Source organism: Aeromonas sp. S13(2024) (assembly GCF_041402405.1).
Taxonomy (GTDB): domain Bacteria; phylum Pseudomonadota; class Gammaproteobacteria; order Enterobacterales; family Aeromonadaceae; genus Aeromonas; species Aeromonas veronii.
The window spans coordinates 121,377-146,313 of record NZ_JBGLRA010000010.1 but is presented as its reverse complement, the minus strand read 5'-3'; the positions used below and the strand labels follow the sequence as shown (position 1 = coordinate 146,313).

Genomic DNA, 24,937 nt, shown 5'->3' with positions numbered 1-24,937 from the left:
CGAGCCGCCCTGCAGGGCGGCTGGTACTTACACAAGGGCGACCGGGAAGAAGGTGCCCAGCAGCATGGCTCCCAGAATGGCGCCACCGGTGATGGGTTTGCCCCACACGTAGAACAGCAGGGCACCCAGCAGGGAACCGATACCGATTGGGATGGAAGCGCCCATGGCGGAGAGGATGATGAGGGGGCCGAGGAAGCGGCCAGAGCTGTTGCCTGCACCCATCATCACGTCAGCACCGTAAGTGGAGTTGCTCTGGTTGATGGTGAACTTGCGCGCCAGAATGATGATGTAGCCGATGGCCAGACCAATCCCCATACCGGTTGCCAGCGAGGCGCCGAAGTTCTCCACCGGATAGACGATGCCGGCCCCCAGCAGCAGGGCTGGCACTCCGAGGCCAACCCCGGTCTGGATGGCACCGCCGATATCCAGGATCCCCACCAGGGATCCCTCGATGATGCGGGCGAACAGGAAGCTGGCACCGAACGCGGCCACCGCGCCGTAGGCACCCGTGTCCATTCCGGCTTTCAGCATGGCGACGAAGGCTACCTCGTTGAAGGCACCAACCCCGTACAGATAGAACATGTGGGTACCGGCAAAGACCCCGGCCGAGAGCAGGCCGACGAAGATGGGGAAGGACCAGTCGGCATACCAGAAGTTGTTTTTCAATTTCTCATCCATGGTGTGACCCCTTATTTGCCGCTCAGCAGGTTATGGACACTTTCCAGCCACAGGGGGACGCCCATATGGAAGGATTCAATCAGTTTCATGTCGAAGCCGCGGAAGAAGCCGCTCAGCACGAACAGCAGGACGATGGCAGCCATCATCACCTTGGTGACATGGTTCCAACCGCTCTCTTCCACACCCTTGCCGATCAGGATGCCGAGCACCAGACCCGGTACCGCGTTGCCCATGATGAGCTGGGCCAGACCGCCGAAGATGGTGGCCCAGAAACCGGATTTCTTGCCCGCCTCGATGGCGGCCAGCCAGAAGATCACCGGCATAACGGTGTTGACCAGCAGGTTGGCGGCCGGTACCAACACTTTGACCGCAGTGACCTGCAATGCAGCAGGGACGGCTGCGGCCGTGCTGTTGAGGAAGGCAACCACGATGGCACCTATGATGCCGCCGGCGATGGCCATCTTTTTCGGGTCGTGCAGAGTGGTGGCGAGATCCCGATTTTTGAACAGCAGTGCCGCCGTGGCCCAGTGCGGAATGATGCGGTGATCCACATCCTGGGTGAAGGCGCCTGCCGCCACGGTCGAGGCCCAGGCGTTGAAGAAGAAGCCCAGACCAAACGAGAAGTGGGAAGTGGGATCCCCTTCGCAGGAGTTAAGTTCGCCCAGGGTGCGGAAGGCACCCATGCCCTGTACGGTCGGGGCGTGGAACATCCGCGCCGCGCCGGCCCCCACCCCGACGCCAACCAGGCCGCCAATGATGAGTGACTTGATAAAAATGATTAGAAACATCCAACGTATCCTTCTTGTGGGGTTGTGCCTGCGCAGGCATCACACCTGGGTGAATGTCACCTTGGCGACATCCAGACTGGTGACCTGAACCTTGATCTCCAGCTGGACGCGGTATTCGCGGCGCTGGCGCGGCAGGAAGAAGAACAGGAACTTCTCCACCCGGACCGACTCCTCGGCTTTGAGCACCTGTACATCGACCGGCTCAATACGCAGCAGTACCTGCTGGTTGTCCTTGAGCAGTGTGGGTTGCACCTGGCTGAGGGCGGAGGCAAACGCCTGCTGGCGTGTCGTCCCCTTGCCGTTGACGATGACCTGGGTGGTGAAGTTCTCTTTCATCAGGCGCGTCCGTGCTTCTTGGCGAAGGCTTCGACCAGCTTCTGACCCAGCTCTTCCTTGTCCATGAAACCGAAGCCCAGCACCACGCACCCTTCGTTGATGGCGGTGACGCCCTCTTCAACAGAGCGCATGCCGTAGCGGCACTTGTAGCCGTATTTGGTCTGGGCGGTGATCGCCCCGGCGCCGCCGCTGCCGCAGAAGGAGATGCCGAGATCCGCCTGCTCCTTGTTCATCACGTCGCCGAGCTTCATGTCAGCGGCCATGCCTGGGATGATGGTCACGTTGGCCCCGGCAGCTTCCGCGCCTGCGCCCACTTTCTGACCCTTGCCGAGACGGTCTCCAATCACGAGTTTGATGGCTGTCATATCGATTTCTCCTTGAGTTAGTTGTTCTGCACCGAGCTGAGTTCGTTTTCTTTGGCGACTTCAAAATGGACGGACAAGAGGTGTGCCTCCTCATAAGCAAGCTGATCCAGCCAGCTGACGACCTGTTCGGCGAGACGCAGTGAGAGGGGGGAGATCTCTTCAAACAGGCTGAGGTCAACTTCTGGCAGGGGCTCGCCGCTGTGGGAGCGCCACACCATGGCTTTGACATGGGAGGCCAGCATCTGCCGTTGCACCTCGTTGGGGATGATGCCCTGTTCGGCCAGCAGGGGATAAATGCGCGCGAGGATATGATCGGTCTGGCGCAGCAACTCCGGGCTGTTCGGGGTCAGGGTCTGGTCGTGAGTCTCTGTTTGCAATGTCTGCTCTCCAAGGCTGGCAGAAGGTATGGCGTTACCCTAAGCCTGCGCGTCGATGTGGAGGAGGCAGTGTTTTTCCGATTCGAAGCGGAAATTCCTGAGGAAATGGCCCCGAAGTGATCGTTTGGATACTGAAAAGACAAAAAGAGTGCTTATTGAAGCTGGTTTTGTGTGATCGGTAGCGCACTAATCGGGGGGCGGGGAGAGGGCAAGCGTTGTGGGAAACTGTGAGTCATCTCACGGTAAGCGACGTTGTCGAGGGGGCAGATATGGAAAAGGGCGGTTTCCCGCCCTTCTCATAAAAAGGAGTGACGCTAGCTGGCCGATGCGGCGCTAGAGCTGGCCGTTCTCTGCTGATAGCGCAGGTCTTCCTCTATGGTGACAACCACTTCCAGTGGCTTGCCGGAGCGGAATACCGAGATGGTCAGCTTGGTGCCGGGGCGGCTCTCGACAATCTTGTCCATGGCGCTGCGTACGCCACTGATGGCCTCTCCGTTGATCTTGAGCAGCACATCCCCTCGCTGCAGGCCGCCTTTGGCCGCCGGGCCGTTGGGGTCCAGGCTCTCCACCACCAGACCACGCAGGTCGCCGAGGTTCATCATCCGTGCGACTATGGGGTTGATCTCGACGCTGGAGATCCCGAGGTAGCCGCGGATCACCCGGCCGTTGGCGATCAGCTCATCCATGATCCGTTTGGCCAGCCGGTAGGGGATGGCGAAGCTGATGCCGTAGCTCTCCTGATTGCCGTTGAGGTGATAGGTGGCGGTGTTGATACCCACCAGATCGCCACGGCCGTTGACCAGCGCGCCACCCGAGTTGCCCTCGTTGATGGCGGCATCGGTCTGCAGCAGATCCTGACGGCCATTGCTGTCGGGCCCCATGCTGGAGAGGCCGGTACGGCCGGTCGCACTGATGATGCCCTGGGTGATGGTCTGGCCGACGTTGTAGGGGTTGCCGATAGCGAGCACCACATCCCCCACTTCTGGTAGCCGCTCCGGATCCTGCGGGATCACCGGCAGGTTGTCTGACTCGATATAGAGCACGGCGAGGTCGGTGAGCTGATCGGTTCCGACCAGCTCGGCACTGAAGACCCGACCATCCTGCAACGCGACGATGATCTGGTCGGCATCGGCGATGACGTGGTAGTTGGTCAGTACATAGCCGCGCTGATTCATGATGACGCCAGAACCCAGCCCTTGTGGGCGCAGTTCCCCCTGATTGCCCTGATTGGGGGCAAAGCTGCGGGTGTAGATGTTGACGACGGCAGGGCCTGCCCGATGGGCGGCATAGGAGAAACTCAGTTCACGGGCATTGGTGATGATGCCGGGCAGTTGGGCACCACCGCGAAAATGGGGAAACAGCAGCAACAGCAGCGCCGCGACGGTCAATCCAAAACCGACAGACTTGCCCAAGTAACTGACTAAAGGGGGGATTTTCATGTCATTCTCATCCGTACAGGCTGCGCGCAGAGAATAACACTATCGATGGATAAAAATCACCCGCGGTGAAGGCCGCGGGTGATAGAGGGGTTGGCGAACAACTTGAGCGTTAGCGGATCACCAGATAGAGCGAGGAGTCGCCGCGCTGGATGTTGAGTGCCAGCACGTCAGGCTTGTTCTTGAGCGCCTTGGTCAGCTCGCCCAGGGTGTTGATGCGCAGGCGGTTGACCCCGATGATGATGTCACCCTTCTGCAGGCCGGAAGCGGCAGCCGGAGAGCGAGGATCAATGTCGGCCACCGCAACACCGGAGACCGGGTCGGTAGTGGTGCTCAGCTTGGCCCCTTCCAGTGCCGGATGCAGCGCGCTGGCGCGTACTTCGCTGTCATCGGCCTGCTTCAGGGTCACTTTGGCAGTTTGTGACTTGCCATCGCGGATCAGCCCCAGTTCGACCTGCTTGCCAGCGCCCATGGTGGCAATCTTGGCGCGCAGCTCGCCGAAGGAGCGAACCGGTTTGCCATCGATGCTGACGATGATATCGCCGGCCTTGATGCCCGCCTTGTCGGCCGCCGAATCAGGCATGACCTGATTGACGAAGGCACCATCCTTCTTGTTGTAACCGAAGGTTTTGGCGATGTCGGAGGTGAGCTCGGTGCCGGTAATACCCAGCTGGCCGCGACGCACTTCACCGTACTTGACGATCTGCTCGGTCAGATCCCGCACCATGTTGGAAGGGATGGCAAAGCCGATGCCAATGTTGCCGCCGTTCGGGCCCAGAATCGCGGTGTTGATACCGATCAGCTCGCCACGCAGGTTGAGCAGGGCGCCGCCGGAGTTACCGGAGTTGATGGCCGCATCGGTCTGGATGAAGTTCTCCAGATTCTCGATGTTGAGGCCGCTGCGACCCAGCGCACTGACAATACCGGAGGTGACGGTCTGACCCAGACCAAACGGGTTGCCGATGGCCAGCGCATAGTCACCCACCCGCAGCTCGTCAGAGTCGGCGAACTTGATCTGCACCAGGTCCTCGGCCTTGATTTGCAGCAGGGCGATGTCGGACTGCTTGTCTTCACCGATCTTCTTGGCTGCGTACTCACGACCATCCTTCAGGTTGACCTTGATCTCGTCCGCCTCGTGCACCACGTGGGCGTTGGTGATCACGTAACCCTTCTTGGCATCGACGATGACACCGGAGCCGAGCGCCTGGAACGGCTGCTCGCTCACCTGTTCATCGGGCATGTTGGGGCCGAAGAAGAACTTGAACTGTTCCGGCAGACGCTGACGGGTAATTTTTTTGCCAGAAACCGAGATATTGACCACCGCCGGGGTGACCTGTTCGAGAACAGGCGCCAGGCTTGGCATCTCCTGATTTGAACCTAACAGGGAAGGCAGTGCAGCCTGAGCAGGGGCCGCAGACATGGCGATACCGACACTGAGGGCTAGCACACTGAGCATGGAAAGAGGTTTACGCATATGAAAAACAGCTCCCAGAAAAAGTTGCATTGCAATCGTCAAGGTCAGACCACGGGACTGGCCAATTAGTTCCGCGAGGAACTAGTTTGGTTGCTTGAGCAGTCCGGAAGAGGCGCCAGCATAGTCGCGAGGCGGAACGCCCGGCTCTTCTGCCACATTGGCAGGGGCTTCTTCTACCAATGACTCGCGGAACAGCGGTTCCTGCGCCTTGGCCAGGAATTTGCTCTGCTCGGCCATGTGGCGATAGAGGGTCTGATACTGCTCGGCCAGTTGCTCCATCAGGGCGGCGCTGTCGGCGAAGTGGGTGTTGATCTGGCCCTGATAACTCTCGAGCTCCTTGTGGGCCTTCTTCAGTTCCTGTTCCAGACGGCCAGCATCGCGGCTACGTACCGAAAAACGGCCGAGAACGACACCGATAATCAAGGCCGCGACAGCCAGCAGGATCCCAGTTAACAGACTCATAGATGCTCCTTGTTACAGCTAAAACAGAGTGGGTTTATGCGGTCGTCATAACCGCTATGCATTGATGGCACTATACCGTGCGTCCTGAGGCCGTGATACCATTTTGTCCTCGATTCAGGGACTTGGAGAGGCGCTCAAGGATGACACCGCAGCAAAAATACCAGCAGGATCTGCTGCGCCCCGGCTTTGTGGCCGACCCCGCGCAGGGGATGGCCATTCGCAGGCTGGAGCGACTGTATCAGGATTTGCTACGGCGCCCGACTCCGACCAGATCTCGAGGGCTGCTGGGTTGGCTGCAAAAGCCCAAGCCGCCGGAGCCCGTCCTCGGTATCTATATGTGGGGCGGAGTGGGCCGAGGCAAGACCTGGCTGATGGATACTTTTTTCGACAGCCTGCCTGGGACGCGCAAGATGCGCAGCCATTTCCACCGCTTCATGCACCGCATTCACGATGAACTGCAGGGGCTGAGCGGGCAGTCCGATCCCCTCAAGCTGGTGGCCAGCAAGCTTGCCAGCGAGACAGACATCATCTGTTTCGATGAATTTTTCGTCTCCGACATCACCGACGCCATGCTGCTGGGCACGCTGTTCCAGGAGCTGTTTGGTCACGGTGTTGTGCTGGTCGCCACTTCAAATATTCCGCCGCAGGATCTTTATCGCAACGGGCTGCAGCGAGCCCGTTTTCTGCCAGCTATTGAGCTTATCGAGCGTCATTGCGAGGTACTTAACGTAGATGGCGGTATCGACTATCGCCTGCGTACGCTGGAACAAGCGGAGATTTATCACTGCCCGCTGGACTTGCAGGCAAAAGCCAATCTTGACCACTATTTTCAGCAATTAACCGGCGGACACACGGCTTGCGAGGGGACGTTCGAGGTCAATCATCGTCAGCTGATGTCGCTCGGGATGGGTGAAGGGGTGCTCTATATGGAGTTTGAGCAACTTTGCTGTACTCCCCGCTCCCAGAACGACTATATCGAGCTGGCCAGACTGTTCCATACCGTTCTGCTGGCCAATGTGCAGCCAATGGGCACAGGCACGGATGACGCGGCTCGCCGCTTCATTGCCATGGTCGATGAGTTCTACGAACGGCACGTCAAACTCATCATGTCTGCGGCTGTTCCCATGGCAGAACTCTACGGCGAAGGGCTGCTGAATTTCGAATTCCAACGCTGTCTTTCACGGCTTCAGGAAATGCAATCGCACGAATACCTTGCCAGAGTGCACCTTCCTTAGTCACAATACCGCGCCTGCCAGTCGGATGGGCATCTGCGGCAGGTAGGGTCGGGCGACATTTGCTGGTTTCATGGCAGTGAAATTAGCAGGTGATATTTAAGGCAACTTCACTTATAATCGCCCGGCCCACGTTACAGCTGTCGATAAGACAGCAACACTTTAAGCTTTACTTGTATTCGAAGGGGTACAGGTAGGCCATCGTTTGTTGTTTGTGGGAGAGCCCCCATAAGCAATTGGGTCTGTAACAGGTAATTGGGTTTAACTTAATGAAAACTTTCGTTGCCAAGCCAGAAACCGTAAAACGTGACTGGTACATTGTGGACGCAGAAGGTAAAACTCTGGGTCGTATCGCAACCGAGATCGCTGCTCGTCTGCGTGGTAAGCACAAAGCTGAGTACACTCCGCACGTTGACACCGGTGATTACATCATCGTTGTAAACGCTGAGAAGGTACACGTAACCGGTAAGAAATTTACCGACAAAATGTACCACGCTCACTCCGGTTTCCCGGGTGGTATCAAGTCAATCAGCTTCGACAAGCTGATTCAGCGTAAACCGGAAATGGTAATCGAAGCAGCCGTCAAAGGCATGCTGCCGAAAGGTCCTCTGGGCCGTGCCATGTTCCGTAAACTGAAAGTTTACGCAGGCGCCGAGCATGCTCATGCTGCTCAGCAACCTCAAGTACTGGATATCTAATCGGGAACTGGCAACATGGCAGAAAATCAATACTACGGTACCGGCCGTCGCAAAAGCTCCACTGCTCGCGTATTTATCAAAGCGGGTAGCGGCAAGATCGTAATCAACCAGCGCTCCCTGGAGCAGTACTTCGGCCGTCCGACTGCCCGCATGGTAGTTCGTCAGCCGCTGGAACTGGTTGAGATGACCGAGAAACTGGACCTGTACATCACCGTTAACGGTGGTGGCATCTCCGGTCAAGCTGGTGCGATCCGCCACGGTATCACTCGTGCTCTGATGCAGTACGACGAAACCCTGCGTTCCGAACTGCGTAAAGCTGGCTTTGTTACTCGTGATGCCCGTAAGGTTGAGCGTAAGAAAGTTGGTCTGCACAAAGCTCGTAAGCGTCCGCAGTACTCCAAGCGTTAATTCGCTTTTGGTACTCACTCTTTCGAGTGTCAAAAAAGCCTGGCAACCGCCAGGCTTTTTTTATTGGTAATATTACCGACATCAATGCTAACCACGCGTCACAAAAGACAAAAAATTGTTTCTTTATTGTTTTCATTGCTCACCGCTCTTTCTTGTCAAGTTGTTATCTTTTCTTTAAAATTTCCCCTGTTTTCTGTGGCAATTGTAAATCCAGCTTCCGCCGCTGTTGTCACGGGAAAAATGGGGAACAGGGACACTATAAGAATGTGCGGAGTCCACATGGGAGAGTTTTTGGATGAGCAATGCGCCAGTTGATACCGGTCGCCGCAGATTTCTTACCTGGTCAACGGTTGCCGTTGGTGGGGTAGGAGCTGCGTTTACCGCAGTGCCGTTTATAAAGTCATGGAATCCGAGCGCCAAGGCCAAAGCAGCCGGTGCGCCGGTTGAAGTCGATATCAGCAAGTTGGAACCGGGTCAGCTCATCCGTGTCGAGTGGCGAGGCAAGCCTGTCTGGGTGGTGAAACGCACCAAACAGACGCTGGATGCCTTGGCCGCACATGATGACAAGCTGCGGGATCCCTCATCTGAAGAGCCGCAGCAGCCTGACTATGCCCATAACGGGTACAGATCGATCAAGCCCGAAATTTTTGTCGCTGTCGGTATTTGCACCCACTTGGGGTGCTCACCTTCCTATCTGCCTGACAGCTTTGGCGAGCAGGTGCAGGGCGTCACGTCCGGCTTCTTCTGCCCGTGCCATGGCTCCAAGTTCGACATGGCCGGCCGTGTGTTCCAGGGGGTGCCTGCACCGCTGAACCTGGTCATTCCGCCCTATCAATTCATTAATGACACCACCATCCAGGTCGGTGCCGATGGCAAGGAGGCCTGACCATGTTGAGTAAACTGATGGGCTGGATCGATTATCGATTCCCGCTCACGGCCATGTACAACGACCACATGGCCAAGTATCCGGCACCGAAGAACCTGAACTTCTGGTACTTCTTCGGCTCGCTGGCCATGCTGGTGTTGGTTAACCAGATCATCACCGGTATCTGGCTGACCATGAACTACAACCCCTCCGCGGAAGGTGCGTTTGCCTCCGTGGAGTACATCATGCGCGATGTGGAGTATGGCTGGCTGCTGCGTTACATGCACTCAACCGGTGCGTCTGCATTCTTCATCGTGGTCTACATGCACATGTTCCGCGGCATGATCTATGGCTCTTATCAGAAGCCTCGTGAACTGCTGTGGATCTTCGGCATGCTGATCTTCCTGGTGCTGATGGCGGAAGCCTTTATGGGCTACTTGTTGCCCTGGGGCCAGATGTCATTCTGGGGTGCCCAGGTCATCATCTCGCTGTTTGGCGCCATTCCGGTCATCGGTGACGACCTGACCCTGTGGATCCGCGGTGACTACGTGATCTCCGGTGCGACCCTTAACCGCTTCTTTGCGCTGCACGTCATCGCGTTGCCGCTGGTGCTGGTGATGCTGGTTGCCATGCACATTCTGGCGCTGCACGAAGTTGGCTCCAACAACCCGGACGGTATCGACATCAAGAAGCACAAGGACGAAAACGGCTGGCCGCTGGATGCGGTGGCGTTCCACCCTTACTTCACCGTCAAGGATATGATCGGTGTGGCAGGCTTCCTGTTCTTCTTCTGCGCCATCATCTTCTTCAAGCCGGATATGTGGGGTTACTTCCTCGAGAAACCGAACTTTGAAGTGGCTAACGGTCTGAAAACTCCGGAGCACATTGCGCCTGTGTGGTACTTCACGCCGTTTTACGCCATTTTGCGGGCGGTGCCGGACAAGCTGCTTGGCGTCATCATGATGGGGCTCTCCATCGTGGTGCTGTTCCTGCTGCCGTGGCTGGATCGCTGCAAGGTGCGCTCGGTGCGTTATCGCAGCATGCTGCACAAGCTGAACATTGCCCAGTTTGTGGTCTGCTTCATCATCCTGGGGGTGTTGGGGGTGCTGCCATCGACGCCGACGTTGACGCTGGTTGCCCAGATCTGTTCACTGGGATATTTCGGGTTCTTCGTCCTGCTGTTCTTCTATAGCAAGAATGAAAGCACCAAGCCGCTGCCGGAGAGGGTGACATTTAAATGAAAAGAATAATATTTGCAGTGCTGACCCTGCTGCCATCTCTGGTATTTGCAAGTGGCGGAGCTGTTCATCTGGACAAAGCCAATTACGATCTGAGTGACAAGGCATCGCTGCAACGCGGCGCGACCACCTTCATGAACTATTGCGCCGGATGCCACTCCACCCAGTATCAGCGCTATAACCGGGTCGCAGAAGATCTCGGGATCCCCGAAGATTTGATGAAAGAGAACCTGATTTTCACCGGTGCAAAGGTCGGTGATCTGATGAAGAGCGCCATGTCAGAGAAGGATGCCGCCAAATGGTTTGGTGCGCCGCCCCCCGATCTGACGCTGGTTGCCCGGGTGCGCGGTGCAGACTGGATCTACACCTATCTGCGTTCCTTCTACGTGGATGAGACCCGTCCGTTTGGGGTGAACAACGCCGTGTTCCCGTCCGTGGGCATGCCCCATGTGCTGGAACCGTTGCAGGGAACCCCCCGTGCCGAGTTCGCTACTCACACGGTCGACGGAGTGGAAACCCAGCATGTTGTCAGCATCAAATCTGACGGTAATGGTGAAATGGATGACGAAGAGTATGATCAGACGGTACTGGATCTGGTAAACTTCTTGGTCTACTCGGCTGAACCGGTACAACAGGAGCGTGAACGTATGGGCTTCTGGGTGCTTGGTTTCATCGTGATCTTCTTCATCTTCACTGTGCTGTTGAAGAAGGAATTCTGGCGCGACGTTCACTAAGCGACCAGATACGGGTAATATAATGCACGGCAATGAAGACCAAGATGCTTCATTGCCGTTTCTGCTTTTTAATGACGGGAGGGTTCAATGGCTGTAGCTGCCAATAAGCGTTCGGTAATGACGCTGTTTTCCGGTGCCAACGATATGTTCAGCCATCAGGTGCGTATTGTCCTGGCGGAGAAGGGTGTTAGCGTGGATATCTGCCAGGTTGATCCAGCCAATCTGCCGGATGAGCTGGCCGAGCTGAACCCGTACAACTCTGTACCGACCCTGGTTGATCGTGAGCTGGCACTCTACACCTCGCGCATCATCATGGAGTATCTGGACGAGCGCTTCCCGCATCCGCCCCTGATGCCTGTTTACCCGGTTGCCCGTGGTAACAGCCGTCTGATGATGCACCGCATCGAGCTGGACTGGTACTCACTGGCCGACAAGATCATGGCCGGTACCGATGCTGAAGCGGCACGCAACGAACTGCGTGACAACCTGCTGGCCATCGCGCCGATCTTCGGTGAAATGCCCTATTTCATGAGCGAAGAGTTCGGTCTGGTGGATTGCTACATGGCACCGCTGCTGTGGCGTCTGCCGAGCCTTGGCATCGACCTGACCGGTCGTGGCGCCAAAGAGCTGAAGGCCTACATGGTTCGTCTGTTCGAGCGTGAGTCCTTCCAGGCTTCCCTGACCGAAGCCGAACGCGAGATCCGTGCTGGCGTATGAGCATGGAACCGACAATGACACCGAGCCGCCCGTACTTGTTACGGGCGTTCTTTGACTGGTTGCTGGACAACGATCTGACCCCTCATCTGGTGGTCAACGTCAACATTCCCCATGTGATGGTGCCGATGCAGTTTGCTCAGGACGGGCAAATTGTGCTGAATATCGCGCCCCGAGCCGTGATGCAATTTCACATGGATAACGAGGCTATCAGCTTCAGTGCTCGCTTTGGCGGGGTCTCCCAGCAGGTTTACATCCCGATGGCAGCCGTACTGGCTATTCATGCCCGGGAGAACGGCGTGGGCACCATGTTCCCGCCTGAGCCGGGTTACGATATCTGGCTTGAGCAGGCTGAAGCGCCGGTGGAGCCTGAGCCGGAACCGCCGCGTCCAAGCGGTCGTCCGACCCTGAAGGTGATCAAATAAAAAACGCAGCCGATTGGCTGCGTTTTTTTATGTGCGGTCGGGCTTAGTTCTGGGCGAACTCGAAGGCCTTGATCACGCGCTTCACGCCGGTGACATGGCGGGCGATGTTGACTGCCTGCTCTCCCTCCTGGCGAGTCACCAGACCAATCAGGAACACCTCGCTGTTTTCGGTGACCACCTTGACCTTGGTGCTGTCGAAGTTCTTGGTGCCGAACATGTCGGCTTTCACCTTGGAGGTGATCCAGGAGTCATTGCTGCGAGTGGTGAAACTGGCTGGTTGGCCGATGCGCAATTCGTTGTAGACGTGGCGAACCCCTTCGATGCGACTGACAATTTTGCCCGCCTCAATCTTGTAAACGTCAGAAGGTGTCTGGCCGACCAGCAGGACGCGGCCATTGTTGCTGTAGACGCTGATCTTGCTGGCTGCGCTGAGCGGCTTGTTGTCGGCCAGCAGATTGGCCGCTTTCAACTCGATGGTCTGGTCATCCCATTGTGCGCCTAGGGTTCGGCGATCGCCAGAGGCCTTGGCAGTCCCTGCGGCGCCGCCAACAACCAGGGCTGCGCAGCCTTGCAGCAGCAGGGTGCTAACCAGCAGACCGAGCAGGATAGTGTGCTTTTTCATGGTTTCAATCTTCCTGTTGCGGGAAAAGAGTCTGGTCGATGAGATCACACAGGCAGTGCAGGGTCAACAGGTTCACTTCCAGAATGCGAGGGCGACGGGCGGAGGGAACACGGATCTCCACATCGTTCGGGCCGAGCAGACCTGCCATTTCGCCACCGTCACCCCCGCTCAGCACCACTATGGTCATGTCGCGGGAGAGGGCAGCCTCGGCGGCCTTGATCAGGCTGCGGCTGTGGCCGGAGGTGGTGATGACCACCAGAATGTCGCCAGGCTGGCCCAGCGCGCGGATCTGCTTGGCGTAGACCTCTTCAAAACCGTGGTCGGTGGCGATGGCGCTGATGGTTGCCATGTCCGGGGTCAGGGCCATGCCGGGCAGGGAGGGGCGCTGGGTCTCGTAGCAGTTGACCAGCTCGGAGATAAACAGCTGCGCCAGTGCGGCAGAAGGACCGTTACCGCATGCCAGCACCTTGTGGCCATTGAGCAGGCAGATGGTGATCATCTGGGCTGCAGTATGGATGGCATCCGGCAGCGCCTCGGCGGCGGCTATCTTGGTCTGGATGCTTTCGGTGTAGTTCTCTTTGATGCGGTCAGTCATAGGGTCCTCTTAAAATGCGTTCTGGATCCAGGCTGGCTGGTCGCCCTCGAACGCAATCACATCGAATCGGCAGGCCTGATTGGCCTCGTTGATGGCATGTTGCTTCAAATAGTGGCGCGCTGCCAGCATGATCTTGTGCTGTTTGCTGCGGGTGACCGAGCTGGCGGCCCCGCCATGGCTGCCGGTGGCCCGGTAGCGCACCTCAACAAACACCAGGGTCTGGCCCTGGTGCATGATGAGATCTATTTCACCGCCACGACAGCGGTAGTTGCGAGCTACCGGTTGCAGGCCCCTAGCCTGCAACCAGCGTTCAGCGACTTGTTCAAAGTGCTGTCCCTTGCTCGTTGGTGAGGGGAACAGGCTCGGCAACTGCTGGCGCATCCGTTTCCATAGTTCCTTCATTGGAGGGCTCCTCCAGTTGCTGAACGGCGTTCTCGTCGACCAGTTTGCCGTTCTGGTAAGTACCCCAGCTCAGCATCCGCACGATATTACCCTGGGCATCCACGCTCAGCTGACCGCTCATGCCAGCCTGCTGCATGCCACCCACCTTGCGCATCTGCTGCAGGTTCTCTGCCAGACTGACGGCATCGTAGCCCATGGCAAACAGGCGCAACAGGTCACCCTGGGTCTGCGGCCAGAGCAGGGCGATCTGCTCGCGCTGTTTCTCGTAGCCGCCCAGCAGCAGCGGCATATCGGCGATGTGCATGCCATTGAGCTCGGAGGCGACCTCGGTGGCTGCGCTGTCGTAGCCGCGGGAGCTGGTGTAGATGGGCAGGCTTCCCATCGGATTGACCGAGACATCCACGTAGGGCTTGATCATCCGGGTTTCCAGGCTGTTGGCCACTACATAAACGGCATCGATGCTGCGCGGTGCGGCATCAGAGAGTTGCACTACCTCGCCAGCACGGGCGGTAGAGCGGCCGCTCAGGGCATTCTTGACCATCCCCTGCACTTCGTTGCGGGCACCGAAGGTGGCAACGACCGGCTTATCCTGGCTCAGGGTGGCCCAGCTCTGCTCGAACGCCTTGATACTGCTGTAACCGATCCGCCCCTGAGCGGCGATCAGCAGCGGTTTGCGGTAGCCCTGGGTGTAGAGGTACTGGGCTGCCTGCGCGGCATCTGCGGCGGCAGAGAGGGAGAAGTAGTAGGTGGTGTCGTTGACGACCGGCTTGTCCAGCTCGTTGAGCGCCAGTACCGGCACGGTCGGATTGGCCTTGAGCAGCTCCTCGACCCGGTCTTTCAGCAGCGGGCCGATGATCATGTCAGCCCCTTCCTGAATCGCCTGCTTATAAAGGTCGCCGGTTGACTTGCTCTGGGTGTCGTAGAAGTTCAGGGTGAATTGCCCCTGATTTTCCTTATAAGACATCAGCATACCATTACGGATGGCGGCGCCCTGCGGCTCCAGATTGCCGGAGAGGGGCAGCAGCACAGCGATCTGTTGCACCGAGGTGCTGGCAGTTGCGGCGAGATCGCCCAATCCTGCCGGCATATCCTTCTGAGCCGGATGGTTGGGGAAGTCGCGCTTCCAGCCTGCCAGCTGACGGGCCAGCAGGTTTGGCTGGGCGCCAAACTCGTTGACCAGTGCCGCCAGTCGCAACCAGCCGGTGGTCACATCAGGGGCTGGTGCTTCTTCCAGTGCCTGCAGGGTGGAGGGGGTCATGCTTTTGAGCAACGACCAGATTTGCTGATGGTTGGTGGCCTGCTCGCTCTGATTGAGGTAGGGCTCCAGTGCAATCAACGACTTGGCTGCGCCAAACTTGTTGTTGATGTCGAGCTGTAGTACGACGCGCTGGCGATACCAATCCTTTTGGGTATCGGCATCCAGCACCACCTCGGGTTTGCCTTCCAGCAGGATCAGCGCCTGATTGGCGTGGCCTTGCGCCAGCAACAGATGGGCTTGCAACAGTTGCAACTGTGCCTTCTGGGCGGGGTCCTTGGCCTGCTTCTGCAATTGCTGGAACAGTGCCGAGGCCGGTTTGGCCTGGCCCAGCGCCAGATAGCTGCGTGCCGCCAGCATCTGCCAGGTAAAGGCCTCGGCCGGCTTGGCGGGGTCCACCTGCTCAAGATACCACTGGGCATTCTTGGTCAGATTGGAGAACGCAGAGGGCATGCCTGACTGCCCTGACGGTTGATTGGGCTCCGACGCACAGGCGGCGAGCAGTACTGCCGCGAGTATGATGCCGAAGAGTCGTGATACACTTAGCTGCTTTGTAACCCGGTTCAAGTTCATTCCCCGACCAGTGTTGAAGTTCCCCATAGTGTAAACGGGCCAATATGGCGACACAATTGTCGGGGCACTCGGAGATCCCATGAGTGACATCCCAACCCTGTATATAGTCCCCACTCCGATCGGCAATCTGGCGGACATCACCCAGCGTGCATTGGACATTTTACGCAGTGTCGATCTGGTGGCCGCCGAAGATACCCGTCATACCGGTATCCTGCTCAGCCACTACCAAATCTCGGTGCCGACCTTCGCCCTGCACGATCACAACGAGCAGCAGAAAGCCGATGTACTGATCGGCCGGATCAAAGAGGGCAAGAGTGTCGCGCTGGTCTCCGATGCCGGCACCCCGCTCATCAGCGACCCCGGTTATCACTTGGTCACCCGCTGTCGTGAAGCCGGGGTCAAGGTGGTGCCGCTGCCTGGCCCCTGTGCCGCCATCACGGCGTTAAGCGCGGCCGGTCTGCCCACCGATCGATTTGCCTTTGAGGGCTTCCTGCCCGCCAAGAGCAAGGGACGTGACGATCGCCTGCAAGCCGTTATTGAAGACACCCGCTCGCTGGTGTTCTACGAATCCCCACGCCGTGTGCAGGATACAGTGGAAGCGATTGCTCGCATTCTCGGCGAGCGTCAGGTGGTGGTGTGCCGCGAGCTGACCAAGACCTTCGAGTCGATCCATGGTCTGCCAGCCTCCGAGATGCTGGCCTGGCTTGGTGAAGATGACAACCGCTGCCGCGGCGAGATCGTGCTGGTCGTGGCTGGCGCCTCCAAAGATGAAGAGGATCTGCCAGCCGAGGCGATCCGTACTCTGGGTCTGCTGGTTACCGAACTGCCACTGAAAAAAGCGGCTGCCCTGACCGCCGAGATCCATGGCGTGAAGAAGAATGCCCTCTATAAATACGGTCTCGAGCACTATTGAGTCGGTTAATAGGTCGTCAGACTATTTTTTGACCTGAGTAATCCCTTGTATCGACAATCAGTCAGCCTGTAAACGGGGACCAAAGCGCGATAAATGGCTGTAAACGGGAATTGCCGGTTTACCCCGTGCGTATCGCAAGGCTATAATCCGCGCCTCGGAGTTGGCTGGGCAATCGCTGCTTCGTCGTTGTGTCCCTCGGGACAGACGGGCGGAGGGGAGGAAAGTCCGGGCTTCACAGGGCAGGGTGCCAGGTAACGCCTGGGGGGCGTGAGCCTACGACCAGTGCAACAGAGAGCAGACCGCCGATGGCCCGCAAGGGATCAGGTAAGGGTGAAAGGGTGCGGTAAGAGCGCACCGCGCGACTGGCAACAGTTCGTGGCACGGTAAACTCCACCCGAAGCAAGACCAAATAGGCCCCTATTGGCGCGGCCCGCGTTGGGGGCGGGTAGGTTGCTTGAGCCAGCGAGCGATTGCTGGCCTAGAGGAATGATTGCTACCCGGGGCAACCCGGTACAGAACCCGGCTTACAGGCCGACTCCGACCTCATTCCGAAGAGCCCCGCGATTTATCGCGGGGCTCTTTTTTTATGCATGAGAAAATATGGCTTCGTTGGCAGGATATTTTCGACCTTGTCATTTTGAATGAAATTATATGTTTTAAATCAATCGAATAGTTTTGTATTTGGCACGATGGCAGCGATAGATGGTGATAGAACCGAGGATGGTTGTTCGCACCCACATATTGTGTATGTTCTCAGTTCATTCACTTATTTCAATTAATCACCAGAGTTTAACGCCAAATAACTTGTGGAAAATCAACCCACTCAATCCGCGGTATGCAATTGCTGCGTCAATATGTTCCCTCTGTCCCATCTCCTTGCTTGAAAAGCCCCCTGCACGTCCTTAAACTTCAAGGTGGGGAAAAGTGGATCAAAGTGGTTTTTAGAGGGGCAATCTGCCTGCTCACTCACCTTCAGGGACTGCAATTTGTTGCGTGGCGCTCATGCCATCAGCCTGGACAGTAAAGGGCGGCTGGCAATTCCGACCAAATTCCGTGATTGGCTGCGCGATGAAAGCGACGGCCAGCTGGTCTGCACCATCGATATTGCCCATCCCTGTCTGCTGCTTTATCCCCTGAATGAATGGGAAGAGGTCGAGCGCAAGCTCAAGACTCTCTCCAGCATGAATCCGCAAGAGCGCCGTTTGCAGCGCCTGCTGCTGGGACATGCAACTGAATGCGAGCTGGATGGCAATGGCCGTCTGCTGCTCAGTCAGCCACTGCGCAACCATGCGGGGCTGGACAAGAAAATCATGCTGGTGGGCCAGCTCAACAAGTTTGAGCTGTGGGATGAAGCCCGCTGGCAACAACAGGTCAATGACGACATCTTGGGTCTGCCCGGGGACGATTGGGCAAGCTCACCACGACTACAGGATTTCTCTTTATAAATGACCCAAGCCGCTGAACACATCACAGTGCTGCTGCACGAAGCCGTTGAAGGTCTGGCCATCAAGCCGGACGGTGTCTACGTCGACGGTACTTTTGGCCGTGGTGGTCATTCTCGTCTGATCCTGCAGCACCTTGGCCCCAATGGCCGCCTGATCGCCATCGACCGCGATCCCCAGGCGATCGCCGAAGCGGCCAAGATCCAGGATCCCCGTTTCGAAATCGTGCACGGCCCCTTCTCCGGCATCGCCTCCTATCTGGATGAGCGCGGTTTGCTGGGCAAGGTGGATGGCTTCCTGCTGGATCTGGGGGTCTCTTCACCCCAGCTGGATGATGCCGAGCGCGGCTTCAGCTTTATGAAAGATGGTCCGCTCGATATGCGGATGGACCCCACCTCCGGCCAGAGCGCAGCCGAGTGGCTGGCCAAGGCCGATGTGGATGACATCGCCTGGGTGCTGAAGACCTTCGGTGAGGAGCGTTTTGCCAAGAAGATCGCCCGTGCCATCGTGCACGACCGAGTGACCGAGCCTTATGTGCGTACCCGCCAACTGGCGGAGATGATTGCCCGGGTCAATCCGAGCAAGGAGAAGGGCAAGCATGCGGCAACCCGCAGTTTCCAGGCCATTCGCATCTATATCAACAGCGAGCTGGACGAGATCGAAACTGCGCTCAACGGTGCGCTGGAGGTACTGGCACCACACGGCCGCCTGTCAGTGATCAGTTTCCATTCGCTGGAAGACCGATTGGTAAAGCATTTCATCCGCAAGCACGAGAAGGGGCCGCAAGTGCCTTACGGCATTCCGTTGACCGAGGCCCAGCTGGCAGGCGGTCGCAAATTGAAGTCGGTCGGCAAGGCACTCAAGCCTTCTGATCATGAAGTATCTGAAAACAGCCGGTCACGCAGCTCGGTGCTGCGGGTTGCCGAACGGCTGGCGGAGTAAGCGATGAGCGAAGTGCGTGTTCATCTGGCCAAGGAGATCGTTGCCGATCTCTGGCGGCACAAGCTGCAGATTTTTCTGTCGGTCGCCGTGCTGGTGACCGCGTTTGCCGTGATCCTGGTGACCAACATGACTCGTGGTCTGACGGCCAAGCAGAACGATCTGATGGCGGAAGAGGATCGCCTCAATATCGAATGGCGCCACCTGTTGCTGGAACAGGGCACCTTGGCTGAACACTCCCGGGTGGCGAGTCTGGCGATGGACAAGTTGCAGATGGGTCGTCCGCTGGTGACCACCGAGAAGGTAATTACCCAACCATGAAACGCAAGGCTACAGCCAAAGCTGCCAAAGCGAATGTCAAAGCGCCATCGATCTATCCGTGGCGCTTTCGCACGCTTGCGGTGTTTATCGGCATCGCGTTTGTGGGTCTGATCCTGCGTCTGGCCTGGATCCAGGTGATCAATCCGGATCGTCTGCGTCAGGAGGGTGACATGCGCTCCCTGCGTACCACCTCTACCCAGGCGGTGCGCGGTATGATCACCGATCGTAACGGCGAGCAGCTGGCGGTTTCTGTGCCGGTCGAGGCGGTCTGGGCCGATCCTAAGACGGTGCATGAATCCGGGGCCATCAATAATGAGCGCGCCTGGCTGGCGCTCTCCGCCGTGCTCAAGCTCGACATCAATACCCTCAAACACCGCATCGCCAACCCCAGCAAGCGCTTCGTCTATCTGCAGCGTCAGGTTACTCCTGCGGTAGCAGAATATATCAAGGGGCTCAAGCTGGGTGGCGTCTACCTGCGCCCAGAAGCACGCCGCTTCTATCCGACCGGCGAGATCAGCGCCCATCTGGTGGGGGTGACCAACATCGATGGCAGCGGTATTGAAGGGATCGAGCGCAGCTACAACGAGTGGCTGACGGCGACACCCGGCGAAATGCGGGTGCGCAAGGATCGTCAGGGCCGCGTCATCGAACGGCTTGGCATCGTTAAAGAGGGCAAGAACGCCAACGATCTGCAGCTCAGTATCGATCAGCGAGTGCAGGCTCTGGCCTACCGTGCCCTCAAGCGGGCAACCGACGAGAACAAGGCGACCTCCGGCTCCATGGTGATGCTGGATATCAAGACCGGTGAAGTGCTCGCCATGGTCAACACCCCCTCCTATAACCCGAACAACCGCGGCCAGTATCAAAGCTTCCGGGTACGTAACCGGGTGGTGACCGATACCTACGAGCCGGGTTCGACCGTCAAGCCATTGATTTTGCTCAGTGCCTTGCAGGCAGGGGTCACCAGCTGGAAAGATTTCATTCCCGGTGGGCCGCTCTTTATCGGTGCCAAGCAGATCAAGGACGTCAGTATCCACAAGGCGACCAACCTCTACGATATCCTGCGTTACTCCTCCAACATCGGTATGTCGCGCATCGCGCTGCGGATGCCGGCGCAGGAGATGATCAATACCCTCAGCATGTTCGGTTTCGGTATGGACACCGGCAGCGGGCTGATGGGCGAGAGCAGCGGCATGTTGCCCCAGCGTCGTCGCTGGTCCGATATCGAGCGGGCAACCCTCTCGTTCGGTTATGGTCTGCGAGTCACCCCGCTGCAGCTGGCTTCCGCCTACGCCACCCTGGCCAACAAGGGCAAACGGGTGCCGCTCTCCATCGTCAAGGTGACTACGCCGCCCAAGGGTGAGCAGGTTATCGATCACAACAACGCCGCAGCCATGTTGCAGGCGCTGGAGTATGTGGTCGACAACGCCATTCCAAAAGCCAAGATCCCGGGCTATCGGGTCGGTGGCAAGAGTGGTACCGCCAAGGTCGCCGTCGCCGGTGGCTATGGCAAGGATTACATGGCCTGGTTTGCCGGTTTCGCACCCGCCAGTGATCCCCGTTTCGTCATGGTGGTGGTGATCAACGAGCCAAAAGGCAGCGCCTATTATGGCGGCGCCGTGGCGACCCCACCGTTTGCAGAGGCCATGGGCGGGGTGCTGCAGCTCTTCAATATTCGTCCCGATGCGGTGCCGCCAGCGGTGCCCACCAAACTTGCCCGTACGGAGGCTTCTCTTGTCCCGCGCACTTGATGCATTACTGCGCCCCTTCGGTATCCAGGCGCCGGCGCTCACCCTGACCGATATCCAGCTGGATAGTCGGCGGGTTGGCTCCGGCTCGCTCTTCGTGGCCATTCGCGGTCATCAGGTGGATGGCAGACGGTTTATCGAGCAGGCGGTGGCTCAGGGAGCGACCGCTGTTGTGTTTGAGGAGGATGGTGAATTTATCCCACCATCGACTCCGGTTCCCTGTATCGGGATGCGTGATCTGCCCGCTCACCTCTCTGCTCTTGCGGGTTATTTCTACGATCAGCCAGCCCAAAAATTGGATCTGGTCGGGGTCACCGGCACCAACGGCAAGAGCACTACGGCACTGCTGGTCGCCAACTGGCGCACCCTGCTGGGTGGCAAGGCGGGTGTGATGGGGACCATCGGCAACGGCCTGTTTGGCAATTTGATCGAAGCGGAAAATACCACCGGCAGCGCCGTGCAGGTGCAAGCCAATCTGGCTGCGCTGCAAGCGCAGGAGGCGGATCTGGTGGCGATGGAGGTCTCCAGCCATGGTCTGGTGCAGCATCGTGTTGCCGCACTGCCTTTTGCCGCTGCCGTTTTCACCAACCTGAGCCGGGATCACCTCGATTATCACGGCACCATGGAAGCCTATGGTGCGGCCAAAGAGCAGTTGCTGCAGCTGGTCGATGAGTCGAATGCGGTGATCAACCGCGATGACGAGTTGGGTGCCAAGTGGCTCGGAAAATACCCGGCAGCGGTGGCGTTCAGCGTTAATGGCCCGATTGAACACCATTCTGGCCGTCAATTAACGGCGCAGCAGCTCGATTTTCACCAGCAAGGTTTTCGCGCGCAGATTAACTCCAGCTGGGGGAATGGTGTATTATCCGCCCCCTTGCTCGGGCGCTTCAACGTCAGCAATGTGCTGGCCGCGATGGGCGTGATGCTGGTGCTCGGTTACGACTTCCACGAGCTCCTGGCAACAGCGCCTCAGTTGCAGCCGGTAACCGGTCGCATGGAGTGCTTTGGCGGTGGTGATACGCCGCTGGCGGTGGTCGATTACGCCCACACCCCGGACGCTCTGGAGAAGGCATTGCAGGCCCTGCGGGTGCACTGCACAGGGCAGCTCTGGTGTCTGGTTGGTTGTGGTGGCGACCGCGATCGCGGCAAGCGCCCCATGATGGCCGCCATGGCCGAGCAGTATGCGGATCGCGTGATCCTGACCGACGACAATCCCCGTACCGAGGAGCCGGCCCGGATCATGGCCGACATGGTGGCGGGTCTTCGCGATCCTGCTGCGGTGCAGGTGGAGCACGACCGGGTCAAGGCGATTGCGCTGGCCATCGGTCAGGCGAGCAAACAGGACATCATCCTGGTGGCCGGTAAGGGTCACGAGGATTATCAGATCATTGGAACCGACAAGCGGCACTACAGCGACCGGGAAACCGTTGCGGCCGCCTTGCACACATTATTGGAGTCATTCAAATGATGACCCTCAGGCTTGCCGAGCTGGCTCAGGTACTCGATGCCCGTCTGATTGGTAACGATGGCGAGATCAGCGTCGTCAGTACCGACACCCGTACTCTGGGCGCGGGTGCCCTGTTCGTTGCCCTGCGCGGCGAGCGCTTCGATGCCCACGATTTTTGCGAGCAGGCCGTTCAGGCAGGGGCCTCTGCCCTGCTGGTCGAGCGTGAGCTGCCGCTGGCCATCCCCCAGCTGGTGGTGACCGACAGTCTGAAAGGACTGGGCCGACTCGGCAAGCTGGTACGCGAGCGCATCAACCCGAAAGTGCTGGCCATTACCGGCAGCTGCGGCAAGACCACGGTGAAGGAGATGGCAACCGCCATCCTGCGCAACGAAGGGGAAGTGCTGGCCACCGCTGGCAACTTCAACAACGAGGTGGGCGTGCCGCTCACCCTGCTGCGCCTCGAGCCGCAACACCGGTTTGCAGTGATGGAGCTGGGGGCCAACCATCCGGGCGAGATCGCCTGGACTACCTCGCTGGCCAAACCCGATGCCGCCATCATCAACAACGTGGCGGCGGCCCATCTGGAGGGCTTCGGCTCGCTGGAAGGTGTGTTCCACGCCAAGAGCGAAATTTTTGAGGGGCTGAGCGAGGGCGGCACGGCCATCGTCAACGCCGACAACGAATTCTGGCCGAAGTGGCGGGAACGCGGCATTCAGTGCGCCTTCTCCATCGAAGATCAGAGCCAACTGTTCCACGCGCGCAACCTTGTGCTCAACGAACAAGGCTGCGCCGAGTTCGTGATGGTGACCCCGCAGGGTGAGCTGAGCCTGACTCTGGCGATCCCGGGTCGCCACAACGTGGCCAATGCGTTGGCTGCCGCCGCGGGCTGTCTGGCCCTCGGCGCATCCCTCGGCTCCGTCAAGGCGGGGCTGGAACAGATGGCGCCGGTCAAGGGGCGCTTCTGCGTGCAGCGCTGGGGCGGTCTGACTCTGGTGGATGATACCTACAATGCCAGCGTGGAGTCCGTGCTGGCGGGCATCGATGCCCTGACCGCCATGGGCGGCTTCAAGGTGCTGGTGTTCGGTGATATGCGGGAACTGGGTGAGGAGTCTGCCGAGCAACACGCCCGGGTTGGCCGTCATGCCCGCGAGTGCGGTCTGGATGCCGTGCTGACAGTGGGGGAAGATAGTCGCCACACCGCAGATGCCGCGGCGGGCCGACATTTCGATAACAAGGCGTCGTTGTTTGAAGTGCTTGCGCAAATGATAAATACACATCAGGAAATTTCGATTCTGGTCAAGGGGGCCCGTGGCTCCCGCATGGAAGATATCGTAGAGATGGTCAAAGGCCATCAGGAGTCAGCCACATGCTAGTCTGGCTGGCCGAACTGCTCACCCCGCACTTCACCTTCTTCAACGTCTTCTCCTACCTGACGTTTCGCGCCATCCTGTCGATCATCACCGGACTGGGGGTTGCCCTCTGGATGGGGCCGCGGCTGATCCGCCGTCTGCAGATCCTGAAGTTTGGTCAGGTGATCCGCAATGACGGTCCCGAGTCCCACCTCAGCAAGCGGGGCACCCCGACCATGGGTGGCCTGATGATCATTGCTGCGATTTTCACGTCTGTGCTGCTCTGGTGCCGCCTCGACAACCCCTATGTCTGGCTGGTGCTGTTTGTGCTGGGAGCCTATGGCGCCATCGGCTTTGCCGACGACTACCTCAAGGTGGTGCGCAAGAATACCGACGGCCTGATCGCTCGCTGGAAGTATTTCTGGCAATCCGCGGTAGCGCTGGCGGTGGCGGTGTTCCTCTATGCGACTGCAACCCATGAGGGGCAGACCCAGCTGGTGGTGCCTTTCCTCAAGGATGTGATGCCGCAGCTTGGCCTGATGTTTATCGTGCTGACCTACTTTGTCATCGTCGGTACCTCCAATGCGGTCAACCTGACCGACGGTCTCGATGGCCTGGCCATCATGCCGACCGTGATGGTGGCGGGGGGCTTTGCCCTGATCGCCTGGGCTACCGGTAACGTCAACTTTGCCAACTACCTGCACATTCCCTACGTGCCCTATACCTCCGAGCTGGTGATCGTCTGTACCGCCATCGTCGGGGCGGGTCTGGGTTTCCTCTGGTTCAACACCTATCCGGCGCAGGTCTTCATGGGGGACGTTGGTTCCCTGGCACTGGGCGGCGCGCTCGGTACCATCGCCGTGTTGGTCCGTCAGGAGTTCCTGCTGGTGATCATGGGCGGCGTCTTCGTGATGGAGACTGTCTCGGTGATCCTGCAGGTGGGTTCATACAAGCTGCGCGGCGTCCGGATTTTCCGCATGGCGCCGATCCATCACCACTACGAGAAGAAGGGCTGGCCGGAGCCGCGCGTCATCGTGCGCTTCTGGATTATCACCCTCGTGCTGGTGCTGCTGGGTCTTGCCACCCTGAAGGTGAGGTAAG

The 24,937-nt window shown here is 58.5% G+C and carries 28 protein-coding genes and 1 other RNA gene; 17 read left to right on the top strand and 12 right to left on the bottom strand.

Annotation, left to right across the window (positions count from 1 at the left end):
• Positions 1-27: 27 nt before the first annotated feature.
• From ACB042_RS14355 to ACB042_RS14320, 8 genes are all read right to left on the bottom strand, one after another.
• Positions 28-678 carry a DUF4310 family protein gene (locus tag ACB042_RS14355; RefSeq protein WP_005341755.1) on the bottom strand — a complete coding sequence of 217 codons (651 nt, stop codon included), beginning with the start codon at positions 676-678 and terminating at the stop codon, positions 28-30.
• A gap of 11 nt (positions 679-689) precedes the next feature.
• Positions 690-1,466, bottom strand: a complete 777-nt coding sequence (locus tag ACB042_RS14350) for a DUF4311 domain-containing protein (protein ID WP_371178613.1) — start codon at positions 1,464-1,466, stop codon at positions 690-692.
• A 39-nt stretch (positions 1,467-1,505) separates the two neighbouring features.
• Entirely contained in the window at positions 1,506-1,802 is a 297-nt protein-coding gene (locus ACB042_RS14345) for a DUF4312 family protein (protein ID WP_019444839.1), read from the bottom strand.
• On the bottom strand, positions 1,802-2,167 hold the full coding sequence (locus ACB042_RS14340) for an SFCGS family glycine-rich protein (RefSeq protein ID WP_005355141.1): 366 nt from the start codon (positions 2,165-2,167) through the stop codon (positions 1,802-1,804). Before ACB042_RS14340 ends, ACB042_RS14345 begins: the two co-directional genes overlap by 1 nt.
• A gap of 17 nt (positions 2,168-2,184) precedes the next feature.
• Positions 2,185-2,544: a transcriptional regulator gene (locus tag ACB042_RS14335; RefSeq protein ID WP_371178612.1), complete on the bottom strand. Its 360-nt coding sequence runs from the start codon at positions 2,542-2,544 to the stop codon at positions 2,185-2,187.
• Positions 2,545-2,858: 314 nt separating this feature from the next.
• Positions 2,859-3,983 carry an outer membrane-stress sensor serine endopeptidase DegS gene (degS, locus tag ACB042_RS14330; protein ID WP_005336297.1) on the bottom strand — a complete coding sequence of 375 codons (1,125 nt, stop codon included), beginning with the start codon at positions 3,981-3,983 and terminating at the stop codon, positions 2,859-2,861.
• A gap of 109 nt (positions 3,984-4,092) precedes the next feature.
• Positions 4,093-5,454, bottom strand: a complete 1,362-nt coding sequence (locus ACB042_RS14325) for a Do family serine endopeptidase (protein WP_005336295.1) — start codon at positions 5,452-5,454, stop codon at positions 4,093-4,095.
• A gap of 81 nt (positions 5,455-5,535) precedes the next feature.
• Complete coding sequence (locus ACB042_RS14320) at positions 5,536-5,916, bottom strand: YhcB family protein (protein WP_005355138.1); 381 nt, start codon at positions 5,914-5,916, stop codon at positions 5,536-5,538.
• Between the two features lie 140 nt (positions 5,917-6,056).
• Here ACB042_RS14320 and zapE point away from each other — a divergent pair, with 140 nt between their 5' ends.
• From zapE to ACB042_RS14280, 8 genes are all read left to right on the top strand, one after another.
• The gene (zapE, locus tag ACB042_RS14315; RefSeq protein WP_371178611.1) at positions 6,057-7,151 is read left to right on the top strand and encodes a cell division protein ZapE; all 1,095 of its coding nucleotides are present in this window, start codon (positions 6,057-6,059) and stop codon (positions 7,149-7,151) included.
• Between the two features lie 266 nt (positions 7,152-7,417).
• Entirely contained in the window at positions 7,418-7,846 is a 429-nt protein-coding gene (gene rplM / locus ACB042_RS14310; RefSeq protein ID WP_005336289.1) for a 50S ribosomal protein L13, read from the top strand.
• Between the two features lie 15 nt (positions 7,847-7,861).
• On the top strand, positions 7,862-8,254 hold the full coding sequence (gene rpsI / locus ACB042_RS14305; protein WP_005336286.1) for a 30S ribosomal protein S9: 393 nt from the start codon (positions 7,862-7,864) through the stop codon (positions 8,252-8,254).
• Between the two features lie 295 nt (positions 8,255-8,549).
• On the top strand, positions 8,550-9,140 hold the full coding sequence (gene petA, locus ACB042_RS14300) for a ubiquinol-cytochrome c reductase iron-sulfur subunit (protein ID WP_005336284.1): 591 nt from the start codon (positions 8,550-8,552) through the stop codon (positions 9,138-9,140).
• Between the two features lie 2 nt (positions 9,141-9,142).
• On the top strand, positions 9,143-10,360 hold the full coding sequence (locus tag ACB042_RS14295) for a cytochrome bc complex cytochrome b subunit (RefSeq protein WP_005336282.1): 1,218 nt from the start codon (positions 9,143-9,145) through the stop codon (positions 10,358-10,360).
• Complete coding sequence (locus ACB042_RS14290) at positions 10,357-11,091, top strand: cytochrome c1 (RefSeq protein ID WP_371178610.1); 735 nt, start codon at positions 10,357-10,359, stop codon at positions 11,089-11,091. The genes ACB042_RS14295 and ACB042_RS14290 overlap by 4 nt, the downstream gene beginning before the upstream one ends.
• 87 nt (positions 11,092-11,178) lie before the next feature.
• Positions 11,179-11,808, top strand: a complete 630-nt coding sequence (sspA, locus tag ACB042_RS14285) for a stringent starvation protein SspA (protein ID WP_005336279.1) — start codon at positions 11,179-11,181, stop codon at positions 11,806-11,808.
• The gene (locus tag ACB042_RS14280; RefSeq protein ID WP_005336278.1) at positions 11,805-12,230 is read left to right on the top strand and encodes a ClpXP protease specificity-enhancing factor; all 426 of its coding nucleotides are present in this window, start codon (positions 11,805-11,807) and stop codon (positions 12,228-12,230) included. Before sspA ends, ACB042_RS14280 begins: the two co-directional genes overlap by 4 nt.
• Positions 12,231-12,273: 43 nt before the next feature.
• On the opposite strand, the gene dolP is transcribed toward ACB042_RS14280, so the two are convergent.
• Genes dolP through ACB042_RS14260 form a run of 4 tightly spaced genes read right to left on the bottom strand, consistent with a single transcriptional unit; the run spans position 12,274 to position 15,557 of the window.
• The gene (gene dolP, locus ACB042_RS14275) at positions 12,274-12,852 is read right to left on the bottom strand and encodes a division/outer membrane stress-associated lipid-binding lipoprotein (RefSeq protein ID WP_043821894.1); all 579 of its coding nucleotides are present in this window, start codon (positions 12,850-12,852) and stop codon (positions 12,274-12,276) included.
• Between the two features lie 4 nt (positions 12,853-12,856).
• Entirely contained in the window at positions 12,857-13,447 is a 591-nt protein-coding gene (locus ACB042_RS14270; protein WP_005336275.1) for an SIS domain-containing protein, read from the bottom strand.
• Positions 13,448-13,456: 9 nt separating this feature from the next.
• Complete coding sequence (locus tag ACB042_RS14265; RefSeq protein ID WP_005355127.1) at positions 13,457-13,828, bottom strand: YraN family protein; 372 nt, start codon at positions 13,826-13,828, stop codon at positions 13,457-13,459.
• Positions 13,770-15,557: a penicillin-binding protein activator gene (locus ACB042_RS14260; protein ID WP_019444831.1), complete on the bottom strand. Its 1,788-nt coding sequence runs from the start codon at positions 15,555-15,557 to the stop codon at positions 13,770-13,772. Before ACB042_RS14260 ends, ACB042_RS14265 begins: the two co-directional genes overlap by 59 nt.
• A 199-nt stretch (positions 15,558-15,756) precedes the next feature.
• Here ACB042_RS14260 and rsmI point away from each other — a divergent pair, with 199 nt between their 5' ends.
• The 9 genes from rsmI (at position 15,757) to mraY (ending at position 24,936) form a co-directional block, all read left to right on the top strand.
• Positions 15,757-16,590 carry a 16S rRNA (cytidine(1402)-2'-O)-methyltransferase gene (gene rsmI / locus ACB042_RS14255; protein ID WP_005356638.1) on the top strand — a complete coding sequence of 278 codons (834 nt, stop codon included), beginning with the start codon at positions 15,757-15,759 and terminating at the stop codon, positions 16,588-16,590.
• A 156-nt stretch (positions 16,591-16,746) separates the two neighbouring features.
• Positions 16,747-17,133: RNase P RNA component class A (gene rnpB / locus ACB042_RS14250), an RNA gene on the top strand.
• A gap of 443 nt (positions 17,134-17,576) precedes the next feature.
• Complete coding sequence (mraZ, locus tag ACB042_RS14245) at positions 17,577-18,035, top strand: division/cell wall cluster transcriptional repressor MraZ (protein ID WP_013723406.1); 459 nt, start codon at positions 17,577-17,579, stop codon at positions 18,033-18,035.
• Complete coding sequence (rsmH, locus tag ACB042_RS14240) at positions 18,036-18,974, top strand: 16S rRNA (cytosine(1402)-N(4))-methyltransferase RsmH (RefSeq protein ID WP_346196741.1); 939 nt, start codon at positions 18,036-18,038, stop codon at positions 18,972-18,974.
• A 3-nt stretch (positions 18,975-18,977) separates the two neighbouring features.
• The gene (gene ftsL / locus ACB042_RS14235) at positions 18,978-19,292 is read left to right on the top strand and encodes a cell division protein FtsL (protein ID WP_005336166.1); all 315 of its coding nucleotides are present in this window, start codon (positions 18,978-18,980) and stop codon (positions 19,290-19,292) included.
• Positions 19,289-21,043, top strand: a complete 1,755-nt coding sequence (locus tag ACB042_RS14230) for a peptidoglycan glycosyltransferase FtsI (RefSeq protein WP_005336163.1) — start codon at positions 19,289-19,291, stop codon at positions 21,041-21,043. The genes ftsL and ACB042_RS14230 overlap by 4 nt, the downstream gene beginning before the upstream one ends.
• Entirely contained in the window at positions 20,976-22,508 is a 1,533-nt protein-coding gene (gene murE / locus ACB042_RS14225) for a UDP-N-acetylmuramoyl-L-alanyl-D-glutamate--2,6-diaminopimelate ligase (RefSeq protein WP_371178609.1), read from the top strand. Before ACB042_RS14230 ends, murE begins: the two co-directional genes overlap by 68 nt.
• Positions 22,505-23,860 carry a UDP-N-acetylmuramoyl-tripeptide--D-alanyl-D-alanine ligase gene (gene murF, locus ACB042_RS14220; RefSeq protein WP_371178608.1) on the top strand — a complete coding sequence of 452 codons (1,356 nt, stop codon included), beginning with the start codon at positions 22,505-22,507 and terminating at the stop codon, positions 23,858-23,860. The genes murE and murF overlap by 4 nt, the downstream gene beginning before the upstream one ends.
• A complete protein-coding gene (gene mraY / locus ACB042_RS14215; protein WP_005355120.1) occupies positions 23,854-24,936 on the top strand; it encodes a phospho-N-acetylmuramoyl-pentapeptide-transferase in 1,083 nt (360 codons plus the stop codon). Before murF ends, mraY begins: the two co-directional genes overlap by 7 nt.
• Position 24,937 lies beyond the last annotated feature (1 nt).

What these genes read in the sequence shown, in the direction of transcription:
- murE (WP_371178609.1), top strand. Translation starts at nt 20,976, where the DNA reads ATGCGGTGCCGCCAGCGGTGCCCACCAAACTTGCCCGTACGGAGGCTT.
- ACB042_RS14280 (WP_005336278.1), top strand. Translation starts at nt 11,805, where the DNA reads ATGAGCATGGAACCGACAATGACACCGAGCCGCCCGTACTTGTTACGG.
- murF (WP_371178608.1), top strand. Translation starts at nt 22,505, where the DNA reads ATGATGACCCTCAGGCTTGCCGAGCTGGCTCAGGTACTCGATGCCCGT.
- ACB042_RS14260 (WP_019444831.1), bottom strand. Translation starts at nt 15,557, where the DNA reads ATGCCCTCTGCGTTCTCCAATCTGACCAAGAATGCCCAGTGGTATCTT.
- rsmH (WP_346196741.1), top strand. Translation starts at nt 18,036, where the DNA reads ATGACCCAAGCCGCTGAACACATCACAGTGCTGCTGCACGAAGCCGTT.
- rplM (WP_005336289.1), top strand. Translation starts at nt 7,418, where the DNA reads ATGAAAACTTTCGTTGCCAAGCCAGAAACCGTAAAACGTGACTGGTAC.
- ftsL (WP_005336166.1), top strand. Translation starts at nt 18,978, where the DNA reads ATGAGCGAAGTGCGTGTTCATCTGGCCAAGGAGATCGTTGCCGATCTC.
- ACB042_RS14350 (WP_371178613.1), bottom strand. Translation starts at nt 1,466, where the DNA reads ATGTTTCTAATCATTTTTATCAAGTCACTCATCATTGGCGGCCTGGTT.
- mraY (WP_005355120.1), top strand. Translation starts at nt 23,854, where the DNA reads ATGCTAGTCTGGCTGGCCGAACTGCTCACCCCGCACTTCACCTTCTTC.
- ACB042_RS14325 (WP_005336295.1), bottom strand. Translation starts at nt 5,454, where the DNA reads ATGCGTAAACCTCTTTCCATGCTCAGTGTGCTAGCCCTCAGTGTCGGT.
- dolP (WP_043821894.1), bottom strand. Translation starts at nt 12,852, where the DNA reads ATGAAAAAGCACACTATCCTGCTCGGTCTGCTGGTTAGCACCCTGCTG.
- ACB042_RS14230 (WP_005336163.1), top strand. Translation starts at nt 19,289, where the DNA reads ATGAAACGCAAGGCTACAGCCAAAGCTGCCAAAGCGAATGTCAAAGCG.
- rpsI (WP_005336286.1), top strand. Translation starts at nt 7,862, where the DNA reads ATGGCAGAAAATCAATACTACGGTACCGGCCGTCGCAAAAGCTCCACT.
- ACB042_RS14340 (WP_005355141.1), bottom strand. Translation starts at nt 2,167, where the DNA reads ATGACAGCCATCAAACTCGTGATTGGAGACCGTCTCGGCAAGGGTCAG.
- ACB042_RS14270 (WP_005336275.1), bottom strand. Translation starts at nt 13,447, where the DNA reads ATGACTGACCGCATCAAAGAGAACTACACCGAAAGCATCCAGACCAAG.
- degS (WP_005336297.1), bottom strand. Translation starts at nt 3,983, where the DNA reads ATGAAAATCCCCCCTTTAGTCAGTTACTTGGGCAAGTCTGTCGGTTTT.
- zapE (WP_371178611.1), top strand. Translation starts at nt 6,057, where the DNA reads ATGACACCGCAGCAAAAATACCAGCAGGATCTGCTGCGCCCCGGCTTT.
- rsmI (WP_005356638.1), top strand. Translation starts at nt 15,757, where the DNA reads ATGAGTGACATCCCAACCCTGTATATAGTCCCCACTCCGATCGGCAAT.
- ACB042_RS14345 (WP_019444839.1), bottom strand. Translation starts at nt 1,802, where the DNA reads ATGAAAGAGAACTTCACCACCCAGGTCATCGTCAACGGCAAGGGGACG.
- ACB042_RS14290 (WP_371178610.1), top strand. Translation starts at nt 10,357, where the DNA reads ATGAAAAGAATAATATTTGCAGTGCTGACCCTGCTGCCATCTCTGGTA.
- ACB042_RS14320 (WP_005355138.1), bottom strand. Translation starts at nt 5,916, where the DNA reads ATGAGTCTGTTAACTGGGATCCTGCTGGCTGTCGCGGCCTTGATTATC.
- ACB042_RS14355 (WP_005341755.1), bottom strand. Translation starts at nt 678, where the DNA reads ATGGATGAGAAATTGAAAAACAACTTCTGGTATGCCGACTGGTCCTTC.
- sspA (WP_005336279.1), top strand. Translation starts at nt 11,179, where the DNA reads ATGGCTGTAGCTGCCAATAAGCGTTCGGTAATGACGCTGTTTTCCGGT.
- ACB042_RS14265 (WP_005355127.1), bottom strand. Translation starts at nt 13,828, where the DNA reads ATGCGCCAGCAGTTGCCGAGCCTGTTCCCCTCACCAACGAGCAAGGGA.
- petA (WP_005336284.1), top strand. Translation starts at nt 8,550, where the DNA reads ATGAGCAATGCGCCAGTTGATACCGGTCGCCGCAGATTTCTTACCTGG.
- ACB042_RS14295 (WP_005336282.1), top strand. Translation starts at nt 9,143, where the DNA reads ATGTTGAGTAAACTGATGGGCTGGATCGATTATCGATTCCCGCTCACG.